The organism is Microbacterium luticocti DSM 19459 (genome assembly GCF_000422405.1).
Classification (GTDB): Bacteria; Actinomycetota; Actinomycetes; order Actinomycetales; family Microbacteriaceae; genus Microbacterium; species Microbacterium luticocti.
Genome location: NZ_AULS01000001.1, coordinates 210,883 through 229,923 on the forward strand (window position 1 = coordinate 210,883; position 19,041 = coordinate 229,923).

Sequence of the window (19,041 nt, forward strand, 5' to 3'; positions counted from 1 at the left end):
CCGCTCCACGCGCAAGGCAGATTGCCGACCAGAACGCGCAGCGATTTGCCATTTGATTCGACGCGCTTCAATATAGAGGCATGTCTAATCAAGCAGTGACCGCTGCGTCCCCGGCGACCCGACGGCTCTCGACCTTGGATCGGTGGCTGCCCGCCTGGATTGGCCTGGCGATGGTCGCCGGCCTGCTGCTGGGCCGTCTTGTCCCGGGGCTGTCCGGGCTGCTGTCCCGGATGGAGGTCGGCGGGATCTCGGTGCCGATCGCGCTGGGGCTGCTGGTGATGATGTACCCGGTGCTCGCGAAGGTCCGCTACGACCGGGTCGCCGCCGTCACCGGCGACAGGAAGCTGCTGGTCTCCTCGCTGGTGCTGAACTGGCTCGTCGGCCCGGCGGTCATGTTCGCCCTCGCCTGGGTCTTGCTGCCGGATCTGCCCGAGTACAGGACCGGGCTGATCATCGTCGGCCTGGCCCGGTGCATCGCGATGGTCGTGATCTGGAACGACTTGGCCTGCGGGGATCGCGAGGCCACCGCGGTGCTGGTGGCGATCAACTCGGTTTTCCAGGTCGTGATGTTCTCCGTCCTGGGCTGGTTCTACCTCACTGTCCTGCCCGGCTGGCTGGGCCTGGACACGCAGGGGCTGGACGTGTCGGTGGGGCAGATCGCGCTCAACGTGCTGGTGTTCCTCGGCGTCCCGCTCGTCGCCGGGTTCGCGTCGCGGTGGATCGGCGAGAAGCGCCGCGGACGGGACTGGTACGAGGAGAAGTTCCTGCCGGTGATCGGGCCGTGGGCGCTCTACGGCCTGCTGTTCACGATCGTGCTGCTGTTCGCCCTGCAAGGGAAGGCGATCACCTCCAACCCGCTGGACGTCGCCCGGATCGCGCTGCCGTTGCTGGCCTACTTCGCGATCATGTGGCTGGCCGGGATGCTGCTCGGCCGCGGCCTCGGCCTGGGCTACGCCCGGTCGACCACGCTCGCGTTCACCGCGGCGGGCAACAACTTCGAGCTCGCCATCGCCGTCGCCATCGGCACGTTCGGTGCCACGTCCGGGCAGGCGCTGGCCGGCGTCGTTGGGCCCCTGATCGAGGTGCCGGTGCTCGTCGGCCTCGTCTACGTGTCCCTCTGGGGCGCAAAGGCCTGGTTCCGCACCGACCCCTACGCCGAATCGAGTGCATCATGACCACCGCCGAAGCCGTCACCGGTTCCGAGGCTTGCGCGCCGTCCACGACGCACGCGATCGGCCAGGAAGCCGCGACGACCGTGGCCGGCGCGCTGAAGGCGCTGGCGGAGCCGCTGCGGCTGCGGATGCTGTCCGCTATCGCGACCGATCCCCGCGGCGAGTCCTGTGTGTGCGATCTCGCCGAGCTCGCCGACGTGTCCCAGCCGACGGTCTCCCATCACCTGAAGGTGCTCAAGGAGACCGGGCTGCTGCTGTCGGAGCGCCGTGGCACCTGGGTCTGGTACCGGATCGCCCCGGCGAGGCGGCGCGCCGTCTCCGCGCTGCTCGACGCGTTCGCCCCCGCCGCGGTCGCCGACGCCCCCGAGAATGCGGAGGCCCGCGCTCAGACGCTGCCGGACATGGACGGCCGGGTCACCCGCCTGGGCGAGGAGCTGGCCGACGAGACGGCCGGCCTGGACCGCGACCTCGTGATCGCGATCGTGCGCGAGTCCTACGCGGGCCTCGCCCGCTCGGCCAAGCTCACCCAGCACATGATCCCGCTCACCGAGCGCTTCGCCCGCCAGCGCCTGGCCGACCTGACGCGAGACCGGGAGGCAGGCCGGCCGCAGGTGCTGTTCGTGTGCGTCGCCAACGCCGGCCGCTCCCAACTGGCCGCGGCGATCGTCAACCGGCTCGCCGGAGGCAGGGTGATCGCGCGCTCGGCGGGGTCGACGCCGGCGGCGGACGTGCACCCGCACGTCCGGTCGCTGCTCGCCGAGATCGAGGGCGGGCAGGAAGCCGACCGAGCCTTCCCGAAGCCCCTCACCGACGACGCCGTCCGCGCCGCCGACGTGGTCGTCACCATGGGCTGCGGCGACGTCTGCCCGATCATCCCCGGCGTCCGCTACGAGGACTGGGCCGTCGGCGACCCCGCCCTGGCCTCGCCCGAAGGAGTCGAAGCGATCCGCGACGACATCGAGCGCCGCGTCCGCACGCTCATCGCCGCCCTCACCGACTGAAAGAACAGGACCGAACATGACCGATCCGAAGCCCTCCGTCCTCTTCGTCTGCGTCCACAACGCCGGCCGCTCCCAGATGGCCGCCGGCTGGCTCCGCCGCCTCGCCGGCGACCGCATCGAGGTCCGATCGGCGGGCTCGATGCCCGCCGATCAGATCAACCCGGTCGCCGTCGAAGCGATGGCCGAGGTGGGCATCGACATCGCCGCGGAGCAGCCCAAGATCCTCACCACCGAAGCGGTGCAGGACTCCGACGTCGTGATCACCATGGGCTGCGGCGACACCTGCCCCTTCTACCCCGGCAAGCGCTACGAGGACTGGACCCTCGACGACCCCGCCGGCCAGGGCATCGACGCCGTCCGCCCGATCCGAGACGAGATCCGCGCCCGCATCGAGAAGCTGGTCGACGAACTGCTCGCGCCCGCCGAGCAGGAGGAACGCGGGCAGGTGCCGGCGGTGCTGTTCGTCTGCAAGAAGAACGGCGGGAAGTCGCAGATGGCCGCCGCCCTCATGCGCCAGATCGCCGGCGACGCCGTCGAGGTCTACTCCGCGGGCACGGCCCCAGGGGCGTCGCTCAATGCGCTGTCCGCTGCTTCGGTCGCGGAGGTCGGGGCGAGCATGGCCGGCGAGCACCCCAAGCCGATCGACCCGGCCCTGCTGCGCACCGTGGACCGCGTCGTCGTCATCGGCGACGAGGCCGTCGTCGAGCCCGCGCCGGGGATGGCCGGGACCATCGAGACCTGGAGCATCCACGAGCCGTCAGACCGCGGGATCGAGGGCGAGGAGCGGATGCGTCTGATCCGCGACGAACTCGCCGAGAAGGCCCGCGGCCTCCTCTCAGATCTGGTCGTCTCGTCGAAGGCCTGAACCCGGGTCACGCCGTCTGCTCGGCCGTGGCCTCCGCCCGGCGGGGAGCCTGGGTGCGTGAGCTGGCGATCATGAGCACCGTCCCGACCGCTGCCAGGGCGGCGAGGACGAGGAACGCGTGCGCGTAGCCGCCGGTCGCCTCGGCCAGCACCGCGCCGGCGAACGGGGCGAGGGCTGTGGCCAGCAGCACCGGCAGGCCCAGGACGCCGGAGAGGTGGCCGTAGGCGCGCGGGCCCCAGCGGTCGGTGATCGCGGTCGCCTGCAGCAGCGTCGCGATCCCGCGCCCGATCCCGGCGGCCATCGCCGCCGCGACCAGCAGGCCGACCGGGCCCGGTACGACGGCGAGGGCGAGCGTGCTCGCCGACACCAGGACGAACACCGTCGCGGTGCGCGCGGTCAGCGGGACGCGGCGCGCCAGACCGGTGTAGACGAGGCGGCCGGCGACCTGGCCAATGCCGCCGAGGCCGAACACCCATGCCGCGGACTGCGCGGTCAGGCCGCGCTCGAGCATGAGCGGGACCAGGGCGAGCAGTCCGGAGTACATCGCCAGCGACACCAGGGTGAGTCCCGCTGCGAGCAGCCGGAACCGTGCGCTGCGCAGGACCTCCGTTGCGTGGGCGCGGTCGACGGCGGGTTCCTCGGGGTGCTGCTTCGCGGGCCAGGGCCGACGCAGGAGGAACCAGTGAGCCGGGACCGTGAGCACGGCGAGGACGACCGACGCCCACAGGTAGGTCGCCCGCCAGCCCACGTGCGCGCCGACGGTCGCGGTCAGCGGAGCGAACACCGTGCTGGCCAGGCCAGCGACCAGGGTGAGCGTCGCCAGCGCACCCAGGCGTCGACCCGAGAACCAGCCGGTGATCGCGGCGAAAGCCGGCGGGTAGAGCACCCCGGCCATCGCGGCCCCGGCCAGCACCCAGCCGCCGATGAAGACCGGCAGTTCCGGCGAGACGGCGATCACCACGAGGGCGAGGACGCCGAGGATCGAGCCGGCGGACATGATGCGGCGCGGCCCGTGCTGGTCGATGACCCGGCCGACCGGCACCCCGGCCAGCGCCGAGACGACCAGCGCGGCCGAGAATGCCGAGGCGACGACGACCGGCGACCAGCCAGTGTCGGCGCTGATCCGCGGGGCGAGGACGGGGAAGGCGTAGTAGAGCAGGCCCCAGGAGGCGATCTCGGTCACGCACAGCGCCGCCAGCACCGTCCCCAGCGCTGGGCGCGTCGCCAGCTCAGGCAACGGCGGCACCCCGCGGCTGCCCGGCCAGAGCCGTGACCACGTAGTCGGCGTCGCGGTGGACCCCGCGCAGCGTGTTCGAGGAGAACGAGCGCTGGAACTCCAGACCGAGGAAACCCACACCCGGCAGGCCGGTCGCGACCCCACGGTCATGTCTCGGCATGCCGGCTTCGTCGAGGACGCCGAGGGAACGCAGGTACGGCAGATGCGGCCGGTAACCGGTCGCGAACACCACCGCGTCGACCTGCTCCCGCGAGCCGTCCGGCCACACGACACCGTCGGAGGCGAACTCGGCGAACATGGGCCGCTGGTCGGGGCGTCCCGCCTCCAGCGCCTTCCGGTACTTGTCGGTGCCGATCACTGGGGTGCCGGTGACGATCCGGGCGAGGACCGACGGCGGCAGCAGGTCGGCGCGGGTCACCTTCAACCACCAGTGCAGATCCTTTCCGGCGATGACCTGCGGCGCGAACCGGACCCGGTCCCGCACCGCCAGCGACGTCCTGGCGTGGTCGGCGAGCTCGTGGGCGACCTGGACGGCGGAGTTGCCCGCGCCGACGACCACGACCCGCTGGTCCGAGAACTCCTCCGGGGACCGGTAGTCGGCCACGTGCAGGACCCGGCCGCCGAAGGCTCTCTGACCGGGGATCGTCGGCACGTGCGGGTTGCCGAACGAGCCCGAGGCGGCGATCAGCGCGGACCCCTCGAACCTGCTCCCGTCGGCCAGCTCGACCATGAACGAGAGGCCGTCCGCGGCCACGCCGACGACCCGAGCCCCGGTTCGGATCTCGACATCAAGACTGCGGGCATAGCCGCGGAGGTAGTCGACGACCTCGTCGCGGCCCGGGTAGCCGTCCGGGTCGCCGGGAAATGGGTGGCCGGGGAAGGCGCTGTAGCCGCGCGGGGAGAACAGGCGCAGACTGTCGTAGTAGCGCGGCCAGGACCCGACCGGCTCCGGCCCGGCCTCCATGAGGACCGGCTCCCAGCCGTTCACGAGCCCGGCACGGGCGGCGGCCAGCCCGGACTGGCCGCCGCCGACGACGATCAGGCGGCCGCGGCTCATCCCGCCGTCCTCGTGCCGAGCTGGATCAGCTGCGGCGCGGGCGCGCAGCAGCCGCCGGACGACGCCTCTTCGGGCGCGTCGAACAGGCCCGACCCGCCGCACACCCCGGTGTCGGGCAGCTCCAGCTCCACCCGCGACGCGGCGTCGTGGTCACCGGCGAGCTCGGCGGCCACGCTGCGGACCTGCTCGTACCCGGTCATCGCCAGGAACGTCGGAGCGCGGCCGTAGGACTTCGCTCCGACGATGTAGAAGCCGGGCTCCGGGTGGGCGAGGTCGGCCGCGCCCGTGGCGCGCACCGAGCCGCAGGAGTGGACGTTCGGGTCGACCTCGGCGGCGAGCTTCGCCGGGGCCTGCAGCCGCACGTCCAGGTCCAGGCGCACCTCGGACAGGAACGACAGGTCCGGGCGGAACCCGGTCGCGACGACCACCCGGTCCGCGGGAGCGAGCCGGCGGCCGTCCTCGGCGACCAGGACCGCCCGGCCGTCCTCGATCCGCACTTCCTCGGTGCGGAACCCGGTGACCAGGTCGACGAGGCCGTCCTCGACGGCCTTCCTCGCCCGCTGGCCCAGGGCACCGCGCTCGGGCAGCTCGTCGGCGGGCCCGCCGCCGAACGCGTTGCCGACGGAGCCGCGGCGCAGCGCCCACGTCACCCGGGTGCCCGGCTCGCGGCGCACCACCGCCGCGAGGTCACCGATGGCGGTCGCTGCCGAGTGCCCGCTGCCGACGACCACGACGTGCTTCCCGGCGAGGGCTGCAGCCTCATCCCGGCTCGGCGTGCGATGGCCGAGCAGACCGGCCTCGACCGCGTCGACCTCGCCCAGGGCAGGCAGCCCGTCCGCGCCCGCCGGGCTCGGGGCCCGCCAGGTGCCCGAGGCATCGATCACCGCACGCGCCTCGAACCGCTCCTGGCTCCCGTCGGCGCGGCGGACGTGGACGACGAACGGCTGCTCGGCCCGACCGGCGTCGACCGAGAGGTCGCGGCCCTTCCGGCCCACCCCGACCACGCGCGAGCCGTACCGGACGCGGTCGCCCAGCGCCTCGGCGAGCGGAGCGAGGTAGCCCTCGACCCACTGCGCGCCCGTCGGGTAGTCCTTGTCAGGCGTGCTCCAGCCGGAGGGCTCGAGCAGGCGGCGGGCCGCGGGATCGGTGAGCTCCGACCACGGCGAGAACAGGCGCACATGGCCCCACTCCGTGACAGCCGACGCCGGGGTGTCGCCCGATTCCAGGACCAGCGGCTCCAGCCCGCGCTCGAGCAGGTGGGCGGCGGCGGCCAGACCCTGCGGGCCGGCTCCGATGACGATGACGGGATTCACTGCAACCTCCACGTATTGACGTTCTTCGATGTGTCGAGCCTGCCTCACGTATCGACAGATGTCAATACGTGAGGCAGAATGGAGGCATGAGCACTCCTCCCGCCACCGAGGCCACGGCCGACGTCGCGCCCTGCTGCGTCCTCGGCGAGACGATCGACGACGGCCTCGCCCACGACCTCGCGAAGGTGTTCAAGGCCCTCGGCGACCCCACCCGGGTCAAGCTCATGTCCCTCATCGCCGGCAGCAGCGACGGCGAGATGTGCGTCTGCGACCTCACCGAGCCCGTCGGGCTCTCCCAGCCCACCGTCTCCCACCACATGAAGCTGCTCGTCGAGGCCGGGCTCGTCGCCCGCGAGCAGCGCGGCCGCTGGGCCTACTACCGCCCCACCATCGACACCCTCGCCGCCGCAGCCAAGGCGCTCAACGCCTGATGGAGCCGCTGGCGACCAGGCCCATGACGCCGGCCGACTGGCCCGCCGTCGAGGCCATCTACCGCGCAGGCATCGCCACCGGCCACGCCACCTTCGAAGCCGAGCCCCCGCCGGACTGGCACGCGTTCGCGTCCGGCAAGCGTCCCGACCTCATGCTCGTCGCCGTCGACGGTGATGACCGCGTGCTCGGCTGGGCCGCCGCCGGACCCGTCTCGGCCCGCCCCGTCTACCGGGGCGTCGTCGAGCACTCGGTCTACGTCGCCCCTCACGCGGCCGGGCGCGGCGTCGGATCGCAGCTGCTCGGAGACCTCCTCGCCGTCGCCGACCGATCAGGCGTCTGGACGGTCCAGTCTTCGATCTTCCCCGAGAACGCCGCCAGCCTGAAACTCCACCAGAGCGCCGGATTCAGGGTCGTCGGACGCCGCGAGCGGATCGGGCTGATGCCGTGCGGGCCGCTCGCCGGCCAGTGGCGGGACACCGTGCTCATCGAGCGGCGCGCACCCGCGACGACTTCTTGAACCTCACGACTCCGGCTACGCACCGGGCCGCAAGGTGGTGGTGCTCGTCGGCCGACAGACGCGCACGGTCGACGCCTCGACCCGTCCGTGGTAGCCTGAGGGCACTACATCCCCCACGCCTCTCCACGATGCGCACTTGGGGGATTTTCTCTGCCCGCATAGAGGAGGGAGCGTCGATGCCGCAGCCGCGCCGCGCGCCCCGCCCGCGCGGAACGCTGAGCTACGACAAGCCGCCAATGGAGCTGGAAGATCTCGTCGACCGCCTCGCCGACCGCGGACTGGTCATCGTCAACCGGGACCGGGCGCTGCGGCACCTGCGCCACATCGGATACTACCGCCTCTCCCCCTACACGATCCCGTTTCAGACGGCCGGACCGGAGCATCGCCTGCGAGATGGGACGTCGTTCGACGACGTGCTCGACCTCTACGTTTTCGACCGGGCGCTGCGCTCGGTGGTCATCGACGCCCTCGAGCGCGTCGAGGTCGCCGTGCGCGCGGCGCTGACCGATCACATGTCGACGGTCTACGACGACCCGCACTGGTACATGGACGCCTCACACTTCCGCGACCGCGGCAAGCATGCGGGACTTCTGAAGATCGTCAGGGACACCTGCGACGAGCGGCTCCGCGGCACCCCGGACGCCGGGGAGGACTCGCTGGTCCACCGCTCGGCGCTCGAGCACTACCTCACCACCTACGGCTCACCCGAGCTGCCGCCGTCCTGGCTCATGGTCGAGACCCTCACCGTCGGACAGCTCACTAGCGGGTACCGGAATCTGAAGCGCCGCTCTGATCGGACCGCCGTCGCCCGGAGCATCGGCCTGACAGCGCCCGTGCTCGAGTCTTGGATGCAGACCTACGTCCGCGTTCGCAACGTCTGCGCCCACCACGGCCGACTGTGGAACGTCGGCCTCGGCGTCTACCCGGCGATCCCGAACTCGCCCATCGTGTCCTGGCTCGAAGGAACCGAAGCGCTGCCCGAGAGATCGAGGAAGCGGCTCTACCCCGTCCTCGTCTCCCTGCAGACGGTCCTGGAAACGATCTCCCCGCGCAGCGGCTGGGCGCGGCGACTTCACGAACTGGTCGACTCCCGCCCCGCGATGAACCTGCGTGGCATGGGCATCCCCGACGACTGGGCAGACGACCCGTTCTGGCGTCGACAGCTCGACTGAGCCGCCTGACGATCCGTCATGACAGAGGTCGGATTATCACTCGTGGTTGGGTTGAACGCGAGCGTTCGGCTAGCGTTTCCGCTGGCAGACTGGGCAAAAGTGGCTGGAGCGGTTCATGAATCGCTCGCGCACGATCGGGGTGCCGCAGCGCTTGCACGGGCGACCTTCCCGCCCGTATACATCCAATGTCATTCGTCCGGCCTGGCCGTTGACGTTGACGTATTGGGCATCGAAGCTCGTACCACCCTCGGCCAGCGCTTTGAGAAGCACCGCGCGCACCTCGGCGAGCAGTCGGTGCACGGCCCGCGTCGACAGCGCCCGGGCGGGCGTCTCTGGGTGGATGCGGGCGGCCCAGAGTGCCTCGTCGGCGTAGATGTTGCCGATGCCGCTGACCACGGTCTGGTCCAGCAGCACGCGCTTGATCGCCGAGTCCTTGCGGGCCAGGCGATGCCGGAAGAGCGCGTCGTCGAAGGCGGGATCCAGCACATCGCGCGCGATGTGCGCGACCTGCGCGGGCACGAGCGGTGCCGCATCCCCTCGCCCACCCGCAGCTTTGTCCGACGTCGGCACCAGCGGATCGATCGCGAGCGAGCCGAACGTGCGTTGGTCGGCGAACACCACCGCCAGCTCGCCATGATCGGGATGCTGGATGTCTAGGCGGATGCGCTCGAACCGTTGAACGGGTGCTCCGGATTCGCGCAGCAACAGTTGACCGCTCATACCCAGGTGTCCGATCACGGCCTCGCCCGTGCCCACGATCGGCAGCCACAGGAACTTGCCCCGACGCACTGCGGCACGCAGCGTCATGCCGGTCAGCCGACGCTCGAAGTCGGCGGCGCCGCCGACATGGCGGGTCAGTGCGCGCTCGTCGTGCACCGTCACCGCGGTCACGTGCGCAGCGCTGACGGCAGGCGCCAGGCCGAGGCGCACCACCTCGACCTCGGGGAGTTCGGGCATCGGCTCAGTCCTGCGCCGACAGCTCCCGCCACAGCTGCAGCGCGGCGGCCATCTCGGAGTGCTTCTTGCTGGTGCCGGTGCCGGTGCCGCTGACCTCGCCCACAACGACGGTGGCAGTGAACACACGGTCGTGGTCGGGGCCGGTCGCCTCGACGCTGTACACCGGTGGCGAAAAGCCCCGCCGCGCGGCCAGTTCCTGCAGGCTCGTCTTGGGGTCGACAGCCGCGCCGTACCGGTCGGGATCGGCCAGCAGCGGCTCCACCAACCGGTGCACCAGCTCGGTGGCCGCGTCGGGGCCGGCCGACAGGTAGGTGGCGCCGATCACCGCTTCCATGGTGTCGGCCAGGATGGAGTCCTTGTCGCGTCCGCCGGTCTGGTCCTCGCCGCGGCCGAGCCGCAGGTGCGCACCCAGGTCGATGCCGCGGGCCACCTCGGCGAGGGCGACCGTGGACACGACGCTGGCGCGCCGCTTGGCGAGCGCGCCCTCGTCGAGTTCCGGATGCCGGGTGTACAGCAGCACGGTGACCGCCTGACCGAGCACGGAGTCACCCAGGAACTCCAGACGCTCGTTGTGCGGCAGGTGGCCGTGCTCGTACGCGTAGGACCGGTGGGTGAGAGCCAACGACAGAAGCTCGGGGTCGATCTCGACCCCGAGCTTGTCGGTCAACGGAGCGTGCTCGCCCCCCGGCTGCGCCACGGAACGCCGATCAGACGTCGGCGACCTTGCGGCCCTTGTACTCGAGGAACAGCTCGGTGCCCTGCGAGTCGGTGACGACCTTCGCCTGGTGCGGGCGGCTGTAGACGACCTTGCCGTTCTCGACGGTCTTCACCAGGGCGGGCGCGGTGGCCTTCCACTGTGCGCGACGCGAACGGGTGTTGGAGCGGGAGACCTTCCGCTTGGGGGGGTTACCTGCCATGGCTGTTCATCCTTCGTTGTCTGGGTCTGCGTGCGGGGCGCTGTCGTTCTCGCCCTCGACCGGTTCCGATGCCCATCCCGCAAGCGCCGACCAGCGCGGATCGACGCTCGGGCGGGGTGTGGCATCCGGCTCGTCGGCCAGACGCGCGCCCGTGATCGGGTCCAATCCCGGGCAGTCCGGCCGGCACACCGGCTGAAACGGAAGCGCCAGGACGATGGCGTCCCGAACAAGAGTTTCAAGATCCACGTGGTCGTCTTGAACCTCGAAGTCGTTCGCTTCCCGTCCAGGATACGCGAAAAGCTCCTGGAACTCGACTTCGACAGGCGCGTCGATGGCGATCAGGCACCGTCCGCACTCCCCCGTATAGCGGGTGCGCGCCGTTCCGGAGGCGAGGATGCCCTCGTGCACGGACTCGAGCCGCACGTCGACGGCGACGTCTTCTCCGGCCGGCACCGAGACCAGTCCTTCACCCCATCGGGTGTCGGCGGGAACGTCGAAGGATGCCTCGCGCATCTCGCCAGGGTGATGCACGAGGTCGCGCACGAGCACGCTGAAGGCGCCGGGACGGGGGTTTCTCACCCCGGAAGTCTAGCCGGGTCAGATCCCGCGGGCGCCGGTGTCGAGGAACCGCGCCACCGGACCGGGCACGTACGGCGTGACATCGCCGCCCAGACCCGCGACCTGACGCACCAGGGAACTGGACACGAGGGTGTGCGCGGGGTCGGGAAGCAGGAACACGGTCTCGATACCGGCGAGGTTGCGGTTCACGATCGCCATCGGCGTCTCGTAGGCCACGTCGGCCTGCGAACGGATGCCCTTCACGAGCACCCCCGCGTTCACGTCCGCGGCATAGTCGACGAGCAGGCCCATGCTCCATGACGCCACCACGATGTCGCCGGAGATCTGCTGCTCTGAGATCGACTGCTCCAGCAGCGACAGCCGCTGCGCGATGGGCAGCATCGCCTGCTTGTCGGGGTTGTGCACCACGACCACGTGCACGGTGTCGTACAGGGCGGCGGCGCGGCGGATCACATCGAGGTGACCGAGGGTGGGCGGGTCGAACGACCCCGGGACGACGGCGATCCGGTTGCTCACCCCACCAGCCTACCGGGCGCGCCGCCGCCGCCCGGCCCGTGCACGGTCAGTTCTTGGCGAGCGCCGCCCGCTCGGTGGCATCCAGTCGTCGCTCGATGGCACGGGCCAGCCCGGGGTGTCGCAGCAGGGCCGGGTCGTCGTCGAGGATCGCCTCGGCCTCTTGCCGCGCAAGCGCGATGAGGTCGGCGTCCTTGACCACGCGCAGCATGCGCAGCGACGACCGCGCCCCGGACTGCGCGTCGCCGAGCACGTCTCCTTCGCCACGCAGCTCGAGGTCTTTCTCGGCCAGCTCGAACCCGTCTGCGGTGGCAGCGACCGCCTCGACACGCTCGCGCCCCGGCGTGTCGGGGCCCGCCTCGGTGACCAGCAGACACAGCCCGGGCACGCTCCCCCGCCCGACCCGGCCGCGCAACTGGTGCAGCTGCGACACGCCGAAACGGTCGGCCTCGAGGATCACCATCGTGGACGCATTCGGCACGTCGACGCCGACCTCGATGACAGTGGTCGCCACCAGCACATCGATGTCGCCGTCCGCGAACGCGCGCATCACGGCGTCCTTCTCGTCGCCGGGCATGCGTCCGTGCAGAATCTGCACCCGCACCCGGGCGAACGCGGGATGCCGTTCCAACAGCTGCGCCGCCTGCACCACCCCCCAGCGCGCCGGGCGGGCGGACTGGTCGACCGGCAGCGGGTCGCCGTCGTCGGTGCGGGTGGATGCCGCGCCCTCCGCATCGATCGCAGGGCACACCACGAACGCCTGACGACCCTGGGCGACCTCTTCGGCGATCCGATCCCAGACGCGGCCGAACCACAACGGTTTCTCGCCGACCGGCGCCACGAAGGTCTGGACGCCGGCACGGCCGGGTGGCATGGCACGGATCGTGGACACGTCCAGATCGCCGAACACGGTCATCGCCACGGTGCGCGGGATGGGCGTCGCGGTGAGCACCAGGGCGTGCGGACTGCTGCCTTTCGCCCGCAGCGTCTCACGCTGTTCGACCCCGAACCTGTGCTGCTCGTCGACCACCACCAGACCCAGGTCGGCGAACGTCGTGCTCTCGCTGAGCAGGGCGTGCGTGCCGACCACGATCAGCGCCTGCCCGCTGGCCACCCGCAGCGCCGCCTTGCGTCGCTCGGCCGCGCTCAGCTGCCCGGTCAGCAGGGTCGGCATCACCTGGGGGGCCAGCCGGGGCCCCAGCATCCGGGTGATCGAGCGCAGGTGCTGGCCGGCGAGCACCTCGGTGGGCGCGATCAGCGCCGACTGCCCGCCGCTTTCGGCCACCTGCAGCATGGCCCGCAGCGCGACCAGGGTCTTGCCCGAGCCGACCTCGCCCTGCACCAGCCGGTTCATCGGCCATCCGGCCACCAGATCGGCGGTGATCCGCTCGCCGACGGCGACCTGGTCGTCGGTGCGCGAGAACGGCAGCGCCGCGTCGAAGGCGGCCAGCAGATCACCGGCCGGTCGGGGTGTGGCCGACATGGCGCGTACGAACTGGCGCTGCTGCAGCAGTGCGGTCTGCAGGACGAGTGCCTCATGCATGCGCAGGGTGCGCTTGGCGTCGGGGATCTGGTCTTCGAAATCGGGGCGATGGATGCGCTCGAGCGCGGTGCGGGCATCCAGCAGTCGATGCCGCTGTCGCAACGCGGCCGGCAACGGATCGTCGACCTCACCGAGCCCGTCGAGCACCAGCGCGACGATGCGGCGCAGCTGCCAGGTGGCGACGGTGGAGGTGGCCGGGTAGATCGGGATCGGCTCATGCGCCCGCGCCTCGGCGTGCATGCGTGCGGTGTCGGCATCGTCGAGCAGCTCGTACTCGGGGTGCGTGAACTGCTTGTCCCTGCCGTAGACGCCGACCTTGCCCGAGAACATCCCCTGCCGCCCGGGAACGAGCTCGCCCATGCGCCAGCGTTGGTTGAAGAACGTCAACTGCAGCCGCCCGCGGCCGTCGGTGAGCACGACCTCCAGCAGCGACCCCCGGCGATTGCGCATGGGCCGTTCGTTCACGCTGAGGATCTCGGCGACGATCGTCGCCTGCTCGCCCGGCACCAGTGAGTCGATGGGGGTGAGCTCGCCGTGGCGGGCGTACCGCCGCGGATAGTGGCCGAGAAGGTCGGCCACCGTGCGCATGCCGAAGGCGCGGTTCAGCGCGTTCGCGGTCTTGCCGCCCAGCGCGCCGTCCAGCCGCGTCTCGAGCGTGAAGGCCGACATGTCTTCGAGTCTAGGCACCGCCGGCGACAGTGGTTTGTAGGGTGGAACCGTGACGCGCATCATCGCCGGCGCCGCCCGCGGCATCCGTCTCGACGTGCCCGCGGCGGGCACCCGCCCGACCAGCGACCGGGTGCGCGAGTCGCTGTTCGCCGCACTCGAGTCCGCCGATGCGATCGCCGGGGCGCGGGTGCTCGACCTGTACGCGGGCACCGGCGCGCTGGGTCTGGAGGCGCTCAGCCGCGGGGCGAGTTCGGCCGACCTGGTCGAGCACGCGGCGGGCGCCGCCCAGGTGGCCCGGGCCAACGCGGCACGGGTCGCGAAGGCTGCGGCATCCACCCCCGCCCGCGTGCACCGCGCGAGCGTGACCTCGTTCGTGCGCGGCGGTGCCGGACCGTACGATCTGGTCTTCGCCGACCCGCCGTACGATCTCGCCGACGAGGCGATCGGGGTCGTGCTGGCCGGCTGCGTGACGCTGATGGCCGAGGACGGGCTGTTCGTGCTGGAACGCGCCGCGCGCGACGGGCTGCCGCCGCTGCCGGGAAGGCTCGTGCTCGACCGCGAGAAGCGGTACGGCGATACCGGAGTGTGGTGGTTGCGCCGCCGGTGACCGCTCACCCGCGGGCGCTGTCCCAGTCCTGATACGGATCCCATCCGCCGCGTTCGGTGTACGGCGTACCGGCGACGGTGAGCGGGTACGGGCCGCCGGGCAGCACCCGGCCGATCGGACGGAACCCGTCCGGCAGCGCCGCGGAGGGCCCGAACGCGGCCAGCAGGGCGTGGTCCTCTCCCCCGGCCAGCGCGGTCGGCACGTCGGGCCCGAGCGTGGTCGGGTCGAGGTCGAGGGTGACGCCGGATGCCGCGGCCAACCGGGACGCGTCCAGGCCGAGTCCGTCCGACACGTCCATCATCGCGACCGCGCCCGCGCGCGCTGCAGCGACGCCGGCGGCGATCGGCGGGTGCGGGCGCAGTTGGGCGTCGACGGCGGCGGCCTCGTCAGCGTCGAGCAGGCCGCGGTCGACCGGCACGGGCGTGCCGGTGTGGTCGCGGAAGCGGGTGAACAGCAGGCGCAGACCGGTGGCCGCACGCCCGAGGTCGCCGGCGAGGGCGAGGACGTCGCCGGGCCGGGCGCCGGCGCGGGTGACGAAGCGACCGGCATCCAGCACGCCCAGGGCGGTCACCGCGATGGTGAGCGTGTCTGAGACGGTGAGGTCGCCACCCTCGACCGCGCAGCCGGGCGCGAGCGCCTCGCAGGCGCTGCGCAGCCCGTCGGCGATGCCGGTCAGCATCGAGAGCCGGGTCGCGTCGGGTACGGTCAGCGCCACCAGCAGAGCGGTGGGCCGGGCGCCCATGGCGGCGATGTCGGCGAGGTTCACGGCCGCGGCCTTCCAACCGAGGTCGCGGCCGTCGGTCCAGGCCAGCCGGAAGTCGGGCCCGTGCACGAGCGTGTCGACCGAGGCGACGATGCGCCCGCCGGGGGCGGCGATCACGGCCGCGTCGTCGCCGGGCCCGAGTTCGGCGCTCGACGGGCCGAACCGGGCGAGCACCGCCTGGAGCACCTGAGCCTCACCGAGTTCGCCGATCGACGGATCGTCGTGTGGATCGCTGGAGGTCACCGCAGCCCCTTCCCTGGCCTTCCATTCTGGCCGACCGGCGGCCGCGCCGCGGGTAGCCTGGAGGGGTGCCCCGCCTTCCCCGTGTGTTCGTCGCGCTCGCCGCCCTCGGGGTCGCACTGACCGGATGTTCGGCCACGGTGAGCCTCGAGCCGGGGCCGCATGCGAACGACCCTGCCTGTGCGGCGATCATGGTGAGACTTCCCGACACGCTGGCCGATCAGCAGCGGGTATGGACCGATGCCCAGTCGACCGCCGCATGGGGCACCCCCACCCGCGTCATCTTCGCGTGCGGGGTGACCCCGCCGGGGCCGAGCACGCTGAAGTGCGTCTCGCTGGGCGGGGTCGACTGGCTGGTCGATGAGTCGAAGCAACCGAACTTCCGCATCACCAGCTACGGCCGCACCCCGGCCGTGCAGCTGTACCTCGACGGCAGCGACGCACGCGTCGACCCGAACGCCGTGCTCACCCAGATGGGACGTCTGGTGTCGGCGGACACGCATCAGACCGCGCAGTGCACCGCGCCGGCCACTCCCGATGACACCCCCGCGCCGACACCGGTGCCCACCCCCGCGACGACCCCGGCGGGCACACCGGCGGGATGACACTCAGCCCCGCGTGAGCGCGGTGTCGATCACGTCGGTGATCAGTTCGGTGTAGGTCATGCCACTGGCGATCCAGCAGGTCGGGAACATCGAGATCGGGGTGAACCCGGGCATGGTGTTCACCTCGTTGACGTAGAACTCGGTGCCGGTGAAGAAGAAGTCCACCCGCGCCAGGCCCTGCCCGCCCACCGCCTCGAAGGCACGTGCGGCGATCCGCTGCATCTCGCGCAACTCGCCCGCCTGCAGGTCGGCCGGGCAGACCAGGTCGATGCCGGGGGCGTCCAGGTACTTGGCGGCGAAGTCGTAGAAGTCTCGCCCCGAGATCACCACTTCGCCGGCGACGCTCACGCGGGGTTCGCCGCCGTCCCGTCCCTCGAGCACACCGCACTCGAGTTCCCGCCCGGCCACGGCCTGCTCGACCAGCACGGTGTCGTCCTCGGCGAACGCGACCTCGAACGCGGCGTCCAGTCCGTCCCACGCGTCGACCTTCGACACCCCGACGCTCGATCCGGCACGCGCCGGCTTCACGAACACCGGCAGACCGAGCGCGCGGATCCGCTGCTCCCACAGCCGGCGGTCGCGAGCGAGCCCGGTGCGCGTGACCGAGACCCACGGCACCACCGGCACCCCCGCCGCCCGCAGCACGTTCTTGGTGGTGTGCTTGTCCATGCCGATCGCCGACATCAGCAGCCCGGCACCCGCATAGGGCATGTCGAGCAGTTCCAGAAAGCCCTGGATCGTCCCGTCTTCACCGAACCGGCCGTGCAGGATGGGCAGCACCACGTCGACCTCGCCGAGCGAGCGCGTGCCCGTGGCATCCGTCACCCGCAGTTCGCGGCTGCGGGTCGAATCGGGCCAGATCACCCGGGTGCCGTTGTCGACCACCTCGGGCAGGTGATGCGGGTCGAGCGTGAACTTGTCGGGGTCGTCGTCCTCGAGCACGAACGCGCCCTCGCGGGTGATGCCGATCGGGATCACCTCGAAGCGGTCACGGTCGATCGCGCGCAGCACTCCCCCCGCCGTCGCGGAGCTGATCGAATGCTCGCTGGATCGACCGCCAAAGAGCACCGCCACCGCGCGCTTGTCCATTCTGCGTCCTCTCACCGGTCGGTGTGTCGTCGTCCGTGGTCAGGTGCGGGGCGATGTCCCGCGGGTCCATCGTGCCGTCCAGCACCCGTTTGACCTGCTCGACGATCGGCATCTCCACGTGCGCGGCCCGTGCCAGCTGCAGCACGGGCGCCACCGACGCCAGCCCCTCGGCGGTCTGCTGCATCTGCTTGACCACGTCCTGCAGCTTGTAGCCCTGACCGAGCAGGCGACCGGCGGTGTTGTTGCGGCTCAGCGGTGACTGGCAGGTGGCGATCAGGTCGCCGAGCCCGGCCAGTCCCTGCAGCGTCTCGGGCTGCGCGCCCTGCGCGACCGCGAAGTCGGTCATCTCGACGAGCCCCCGGGTGATGATCGACGCCTTGGTGTTCTCGCCGTAGCCGACGCCGTCGACGATGCCGATGGCCACGGCGATGAGGTTCTTGAGCACCCCGCCGAACTCGGTGCCGATCACGTCGGTGTTCACATACGTGCGGAAGTACCGGTTGCGCGCTCGTCGCGCGACCGCCTCGGCCGTGGTCTGACTGGTGGATGCCACGACGGCGGCGGTCGGCTGCTCCCGGGCGATCTCCAGTGCCAGGTTGGGTCCGGATGCCACGGCGATACGGTCGGGGTCGCAGTCGAGCACCTGGTGCAGCACCTGACTCATCCGCAGGCCGGTGCGCTTCTCGATGCCCTTCATCAGCGACACGATCGGCACGTCGGTGTGCGCGACCAACGCCCGCACCGGTGTGAGGTTCTCACGCGCGGACTGGCTGGGGACGCACACGTACACCTGCTGTGCCCCGTCGAGGGCGGCGGCGAGGTCGGTGGTGGCCGTCATGCTGCGCGGCAGGTTGATGCCGGGCAGGTACTGGCTGTTGCGCTTGGCCTCGCTGATCTCATGGGCCAGCTCCGGTCGCCGCGCCCACATGGTCACGTGGGCGCCGCCGTCGGCGAGGATCTTGCCGAACGTGGTGCCCCAGTTGCCCGCACCCAGCACGGCGACGTGGCCTGCCTCGCGGCCGCGTTCATGTTTAGGAGTCAAGACGACCGGTCTCCTTCTGGCCGTGCTCGGCCGGGTTCCACCGGCGGGCGGGGGCGGGGATGCCGCGGAGCTCGGCGAGCATCTCGGCCAGCCGGTCCATGACGGCCGTGGTCGCGGCGGTCAGCGTCGCGTTCTGTGTGCCGTGGTAGGCGCTGAGGTCGATGGGGTCCCCGACGACGACCACGACCCGCTTGCGCAGCGGCCACAGCCGCAGCTTGCCGTAGCGGGGCAGGATCTCCTGCTCGCCCCAGTGCACGAGCGGGATGACCGGGATGTCCCCGCTCATCGCCAAGCGCACGGCACCGGTCTTTCCGCGCATGGGCCACAGGTCGGGGTCGCGGGTGAGGGTTCCCTCGGGGTAGACGATGACGCCGCGCCCGTGCTCGACGAGCGCACGTGAGGTCTCGAGCGTGTGCCGCGCCGCGGCGGACGACGACGCGCGCGCGACCGGCACCATTCCGGTGGCGCGCAGGGCCCAGCCGAGCACCGGTACGCGGAACAGGCTCTCTTTCGCCATGAACCGGGGGGCGCGCCCCAGCCGCCACACCGACGCGGCGACGGTGAGCGGGTCGATCTCGCTGTGATGATTGGTCACCAGCACGTAGGCGCCGGCGCGCGGCAGCTTTTCGCCGCCCCGGATCTCGATGCGCACGAAGATCCCCAGCACCGGCACGATGATCGCACCGAGCAGCCAGAACACGCTCGGCCGGGTCTTCTCCGCGGACGCGCGCGGGCGTGTGCGGGCGCCCAT

General features: G+C 71.5%; 20 protein-coding genes and 2 pseudogenes. 9 read left to right on the top strand and 13 right to left on the bottom strand.

Translation table 11 applies throughout. From position 1 onward, the window contains the following. Positions 1 to 95 precede the first annotated feature (95 nt). The 4 genes and pseudogenes from arsB to H577_RS18000 all read left to right on the top strand — a co-directional run. The gene (arsB, locus tag H577_RS0101065) at positions 96 to 1,175 is read left to right on the top strand and encodes an ACR3 family arsenite efflux transporter (RefSeq protein WP_029144373.1); all 1,080 of its coding nucleotides are present in this window, start codon (positions 96 to 98) and stop codon (positions 1,173 to 1,175) included. Further along, positions 1,172 to 2,173, top strand: a complete 1,002-nt coding sequence (locus H577_RS0101070; RefSeq protein WP_029144374.1) for a metalloregulator ArsR/SmtB family transcription factor — start codon at positions 1,172 to 1,174, stop codon at positions 2,171 to 2,173. The genes arsB and H577_RS0101070 overlap by 4 nt, the downstream gene beginning before the upstream one ends. Before the next feature lie 16 nt (positions 2,174 to 2,189). Next, positions 2,190 to 2,588: pseudogene (locus H577_RS17995) on the top strand (arsenate reductase ArsC); the annotation flags it as partial. Between the two features lie 51 nt (positions 2,589 to 2,639). Continuing rightward, a pseudogene (locus H577_RS18000) lies at positions 2,640 to 3,038 on the top strand (arsenate-mycothiol transferase ArsC); the annotation flags it as partial. A gap of 7 nt (positions 3,039 to 3,045) precedes the next feature. Here H577_RS18000 and H577_RS14660 read toward each other — a convergent pair. From H577_RS14660 to H577_RS0101090, 3 genes are read right to left on the bottom strand one after another with little or no spacing between them, the layout of a single operon-like run. Then, positions 3,046 to 4,275, bottom strand: coding sequence for an MFS transporter (locus tag H577_RS14660; protein ID WP_207947907.1), 1,230 nt, complete (start codon positions 4,273 to 4,275; stop codon positions 3,046 to 3,048). Beyond that, entirely contained in the window at positions 4,268 to 5,332 is a 1,065-nt protein-coding gene (locus H577_RS0101085) for a flavin-containing monooxygenase (protein WP_029144376.1), read from the bottom strand. Before H577_RS0101085 ends, H577_RS14660 begins: the two co-directional genes overlap by 8 nt. Beyond that, positions 5,329 to 6,657 (bottom strand): FAD-dependent oxidoreductase, encoded by a 1,329-nt coding sequence (locus H577_RS0101090; RefSeq protein ID WP_029144377.1) that lies wholly within the window; start codon positions 6,655 to 6,657, stop codon positions 5,329 to 5,331. Before H577_RS0101090 ends, H577_RS0101085 begins: the two co-directional genes overlap by 4 nt. A gap of 74 nt (positions 6,658 to 6,731) precedes the next feature. Here H577_RS0101090 and H577_RS0101095 point away from each other — a divergent pair, with 74 nt between their 5' ends. The 3 genes from H577_RS0101095 to H577_RS0101105 all read left to right on the top strand — a co-directional run bounded on the left by H577_RS0101095 (position 6,732) and on the right by H577_RS0101105 (position 8,766). Then, the gene (locus H577_RS0101095; RefSeq protein ID WP_029144378.1) at positions 6,732 to 7,076 is read left to right on the top strand and encodes an ArsR/SmtB family transcription factor; all 345 of its coding nucleotides are present in this window, start codon (positions 6,732 to 6,734) and stop codon (positions 7,074 to 7,076) included. A gap of 23 nt (positions 7,077 to 7,099) precedes the next feature. Then, positions 7,100 to 7,594, top strand: coding sequence for a GNAT family N-acetyltransferase (locus tag H577_RS0101100; RefSeq protein WP_094458786.1), 495 nt, complete (start codon positions 7,100 to 7,102; stop codon positions 7,592 to 7,594). 176 nt (positions 7,595 to 7,770) lie between these two features. Further along, the gene (locus H577_RS0101105) at positions 7,771 to 8,766 is read left to right on the top strand and encodes an Abi family protein (RefSeq protein ID WP_029144380.1); all 996 of its coding nucleotides are present in this window, start codon (positions 7,771 to 7,773) and stop codon (positions 8,764 to 8,766) included. A gap of 69 nt (positions 8,767 to 8,835) precedes the next feature. On the opposite strand, the gene mutM is transcribed toward H577_RS0101105, so the two are convergent. From mutM to H577_RS0101135, 6 genes are all read right to left on the bottom strand, one after another. Beyond that, positions 8,836 to 9,723 (bottom strand): bifunctional DNA-formamidopyrimidine glycosylase/DNA-(apurinic or apyrimidinic site) lyase, encoded by an 888-nt coding sequence (gene mutM / locus H577_RS0101110; protein WP_029144381.1) that lies wholly within the window; start codon positions 9,721 to 9,723, stop codon positions 8,836 to 8,838. 4 nt (positions 9,724 to 9,727) lie between these two features. Further along, complete coding sequence (gene rnc / locus H577_RS0101115; protein WP_029144382.1) at positions 9,728 to 10,420, bottom strand: ribonuclease III; 693 nt, start codon at positions 10,418 to 10,420, stop codon at positions 9,728 to 9,730. A 10-nt stretch (positions 10,421 to 10,430) separates the two neighbouring features. Next, positions 10,431 to 10,640: a 50S ribosomal protein L32 gene (gene rpmF / locus H577_RS0101120; protein WP_029144383.1), complete on the bottom strand. Its 210-nt coding sequence runs from the start codon at positions 10,638 to 10,640 to the stop codon at positions 10,431 to 10,433. 6 nt (positions 10,641 to 10,646) lie between these two features. Further along, positions 10,647 to 11,153, bottom strand: coding sequence for a YceD family protein (locus tag H577_RS0101125; protein WP_051191653.1), 507 nt, complete (start codon positions 11,151 to 11,153; stop codon positions 10,647 to 10,649). An 84-nt stretch (positions 11,154 to 11,237) separates the two neighbouring features. Further along, positions 11,238 to 11,735, bottom strand: a complete 498-nt coding sequence (gene coaD, locus H577_RS0101130) for a pantetheine-phosphate adenylyltransferase (RefSeq protein ID WP_029144385.1) — start codon at positions 11,733 to 11,735, stop codon at positions 11,238 to 11,240. A 46-nt stretch (positions 11,736 to 11,781) separates the two neighbouring features. Further along, complete coding sequence (locus H577_RS0101135) at positions 11,782 to 13,944, bottom strand: ATP-dependent DNA helicase RecG (RefSeq protein WP_029144386.1); 2,163 nt, start codon at positions 13,942 to 13,944, stop codon at positions 11,782 to 11,784. Positions 13,945 to 13,993: 49 nt separating this feature from the next. Between H577_RS0101135 and rsmD the strand changes: the two genes are divergently transcribed. Beyond that, positions 13,994 to 14,551, top strand: coding sequence for a 16S rRNA (guanine(966)-N(2))-methyltransferase RsmD (rsmD, locus tag H577_RS0101140; RefSeq protein WP_029144387.1), 558 nt, complete (start codon positions 13,994 to 13,996; stop codon positions 14,549 to 14,551). Between the two features lie 4 nt (positions 14,552 to 14,555). On the opposite strand, the gene thiL is transcribed toward rsmD, so the two are convergent. Further along, positions 14,556 to 15,557: a thiamine-phosphate kinase gene (gene thiL / locus H577_RS0101145; protein WP_029144388.1), complete on the bottom strand. Its 1,002-nt coding sequence runs from the start codon at positions 15,555 to 15,557 to the stop codon at positions 14,556 to 14,558. A gap of 65 nt (positions 15,558 to 15,622) precedes the next feature. On the opposite strand from thiL, the gene H577_RS0101150 reads away from it, so the two are divergent. Then, positions 15,623 to 16,159 carry a DUF3515 family protein gene (locus H577_RS0101150; protein WP_029144389.1) on the top strand — a complete coding sequence of 179 codons (537 nt, stop codon included), beginning with the start codon at positions 15,623 to 15,625 and terminating at the stop codon, positions 16,157 to 16,159. Between the two features lie 3 nt (positions 16,160 to 16,162). On the opposite strand, the gene H577_RS0101155 is transcribed toward H577_RS0101150, so the two are convergent. Genes H577_RS0101155 through H577_RS0101165 form a run of 3 tightly spaced genes read right to left on the bottom strand, consistent with a single transcriptional unit; the run spans position 16,163 to position 19,041 of the window. Continuing rightward, positions 16,163 to 17,248, bottom strand: a complete 1,086-nt coding sequence (locus H577_RS0101155) for a D-alanine--D-alanine ligase family protein (RefSeq protein WP_084515720.1) — start codon at positions 17,246 to 17,248, stop codon at positions 16,163 to 16,165. Beyond that, entirely contained in the window at positions 17,148 to 18,290 is a 1,143-nt protein-coding gene (locus tag H577_RS0101160; protein ID WP_036283245.1) for an NAD(P)H-dependent glycerol-3-phosphate dehydrogenase, read from the bottom strand. The genes H577_RS0101155 and H577_RS0101160 overlap by 101 nt, the downstream gene beginning before the upstream one ends. Further along, a complete protein-coding gene (locus H577_RS0101165) occupies positions 18,280 to 19,041 on the bottom strand; it encodes a lysophospholipid acyltransferase family protein (protein ID WP_029144392.1) in 762 nt (253 codons plus the stop codon). The genes H577_RS0101160 and H577_RS0101165 overlap by 11 nt, the downstream gene beginning before the upstream one ends.

Bases quoted from the DNA above. Each gene is read 5' to 3' on its own strand.
- H577_RS0101125 (WP_051191653.1), bottom strand. From the start codon at position 11,153: ATGCGCGAGGCATCCTTCGACGTTCCCGCCGACACCCGATGGGGTGAA.
- H577_RS0101085 (WP_029144376.1), bottom strand. From the start codon at position 5,332: ATGAGCCGCGGCCGCCTGATCGTCGTCGGCGGCGGCCAGTCCGGGCTG.
- H577_RS0101105 (WP_029144380.1), top strand. From the start codon at position 7,771: ATGCCGCAGCCGCGCCGCGCGCCCCGCCCGCGCGGAACGCTGAGCTAC.
- H577_RS0101165 (WP_029144392.1), bottom strand. From the start codon at position 19,041: ATGGGCGCCCGCACACGCCCGCGCGCGTCCGCGGAGAAGACCCGGCCG.
- mutM (WP_029144381.1), bottom strand. From the start codon at position 9,723: ATGCCCGAACTCCCCGAGGTCGAGGTGGTGCGCCTCGGCCTGGCGCCT.
- H577_RS0101070 (WP_029144374.1), top strand. From the start codon at position 1,172: ATGACCACCGCCGAAGCCGTCACCGGTTCCGAGGCTTGCGCGCCGTCC.
- H577_RS0101135 (WP_029144386.1), bottom strand. From the start codon at position 13,944: ATGTCGGCCTTCACGCTCGAGACGCGGCTGGACGGCGCGCTGGGCGGC.
- H577_RS0101095 (WP_029144378.1), top strand. From the start codon at position 6,732: ATGAGCACTCCTCCCGCCACCGAGGCCACGGCCGACGTCGCGCCCTGC.
- rpmF (WP_029144383.1), bottom strand. From the start codon at position 10,640: ATGGCAGGTAACCCCCCCAAGCGGAAGGTCTCCCGCTCCAACACCCGT.
- H577_RS0101155 (WP_084515720.1), bottom strand. From the start codon at position 17,248: ATGGACAAGCGCGCGGTGGCGGTGCTCTTTGGCGGTCGATCCAGCGAG.
- H577_RS0101100 (WP_094458786.1), top strand. From the start codon at position 7,100: ATGACGCCGGCCGACTGGCCCGCCGTCGAGGCCATCTACCGCGCAGGC.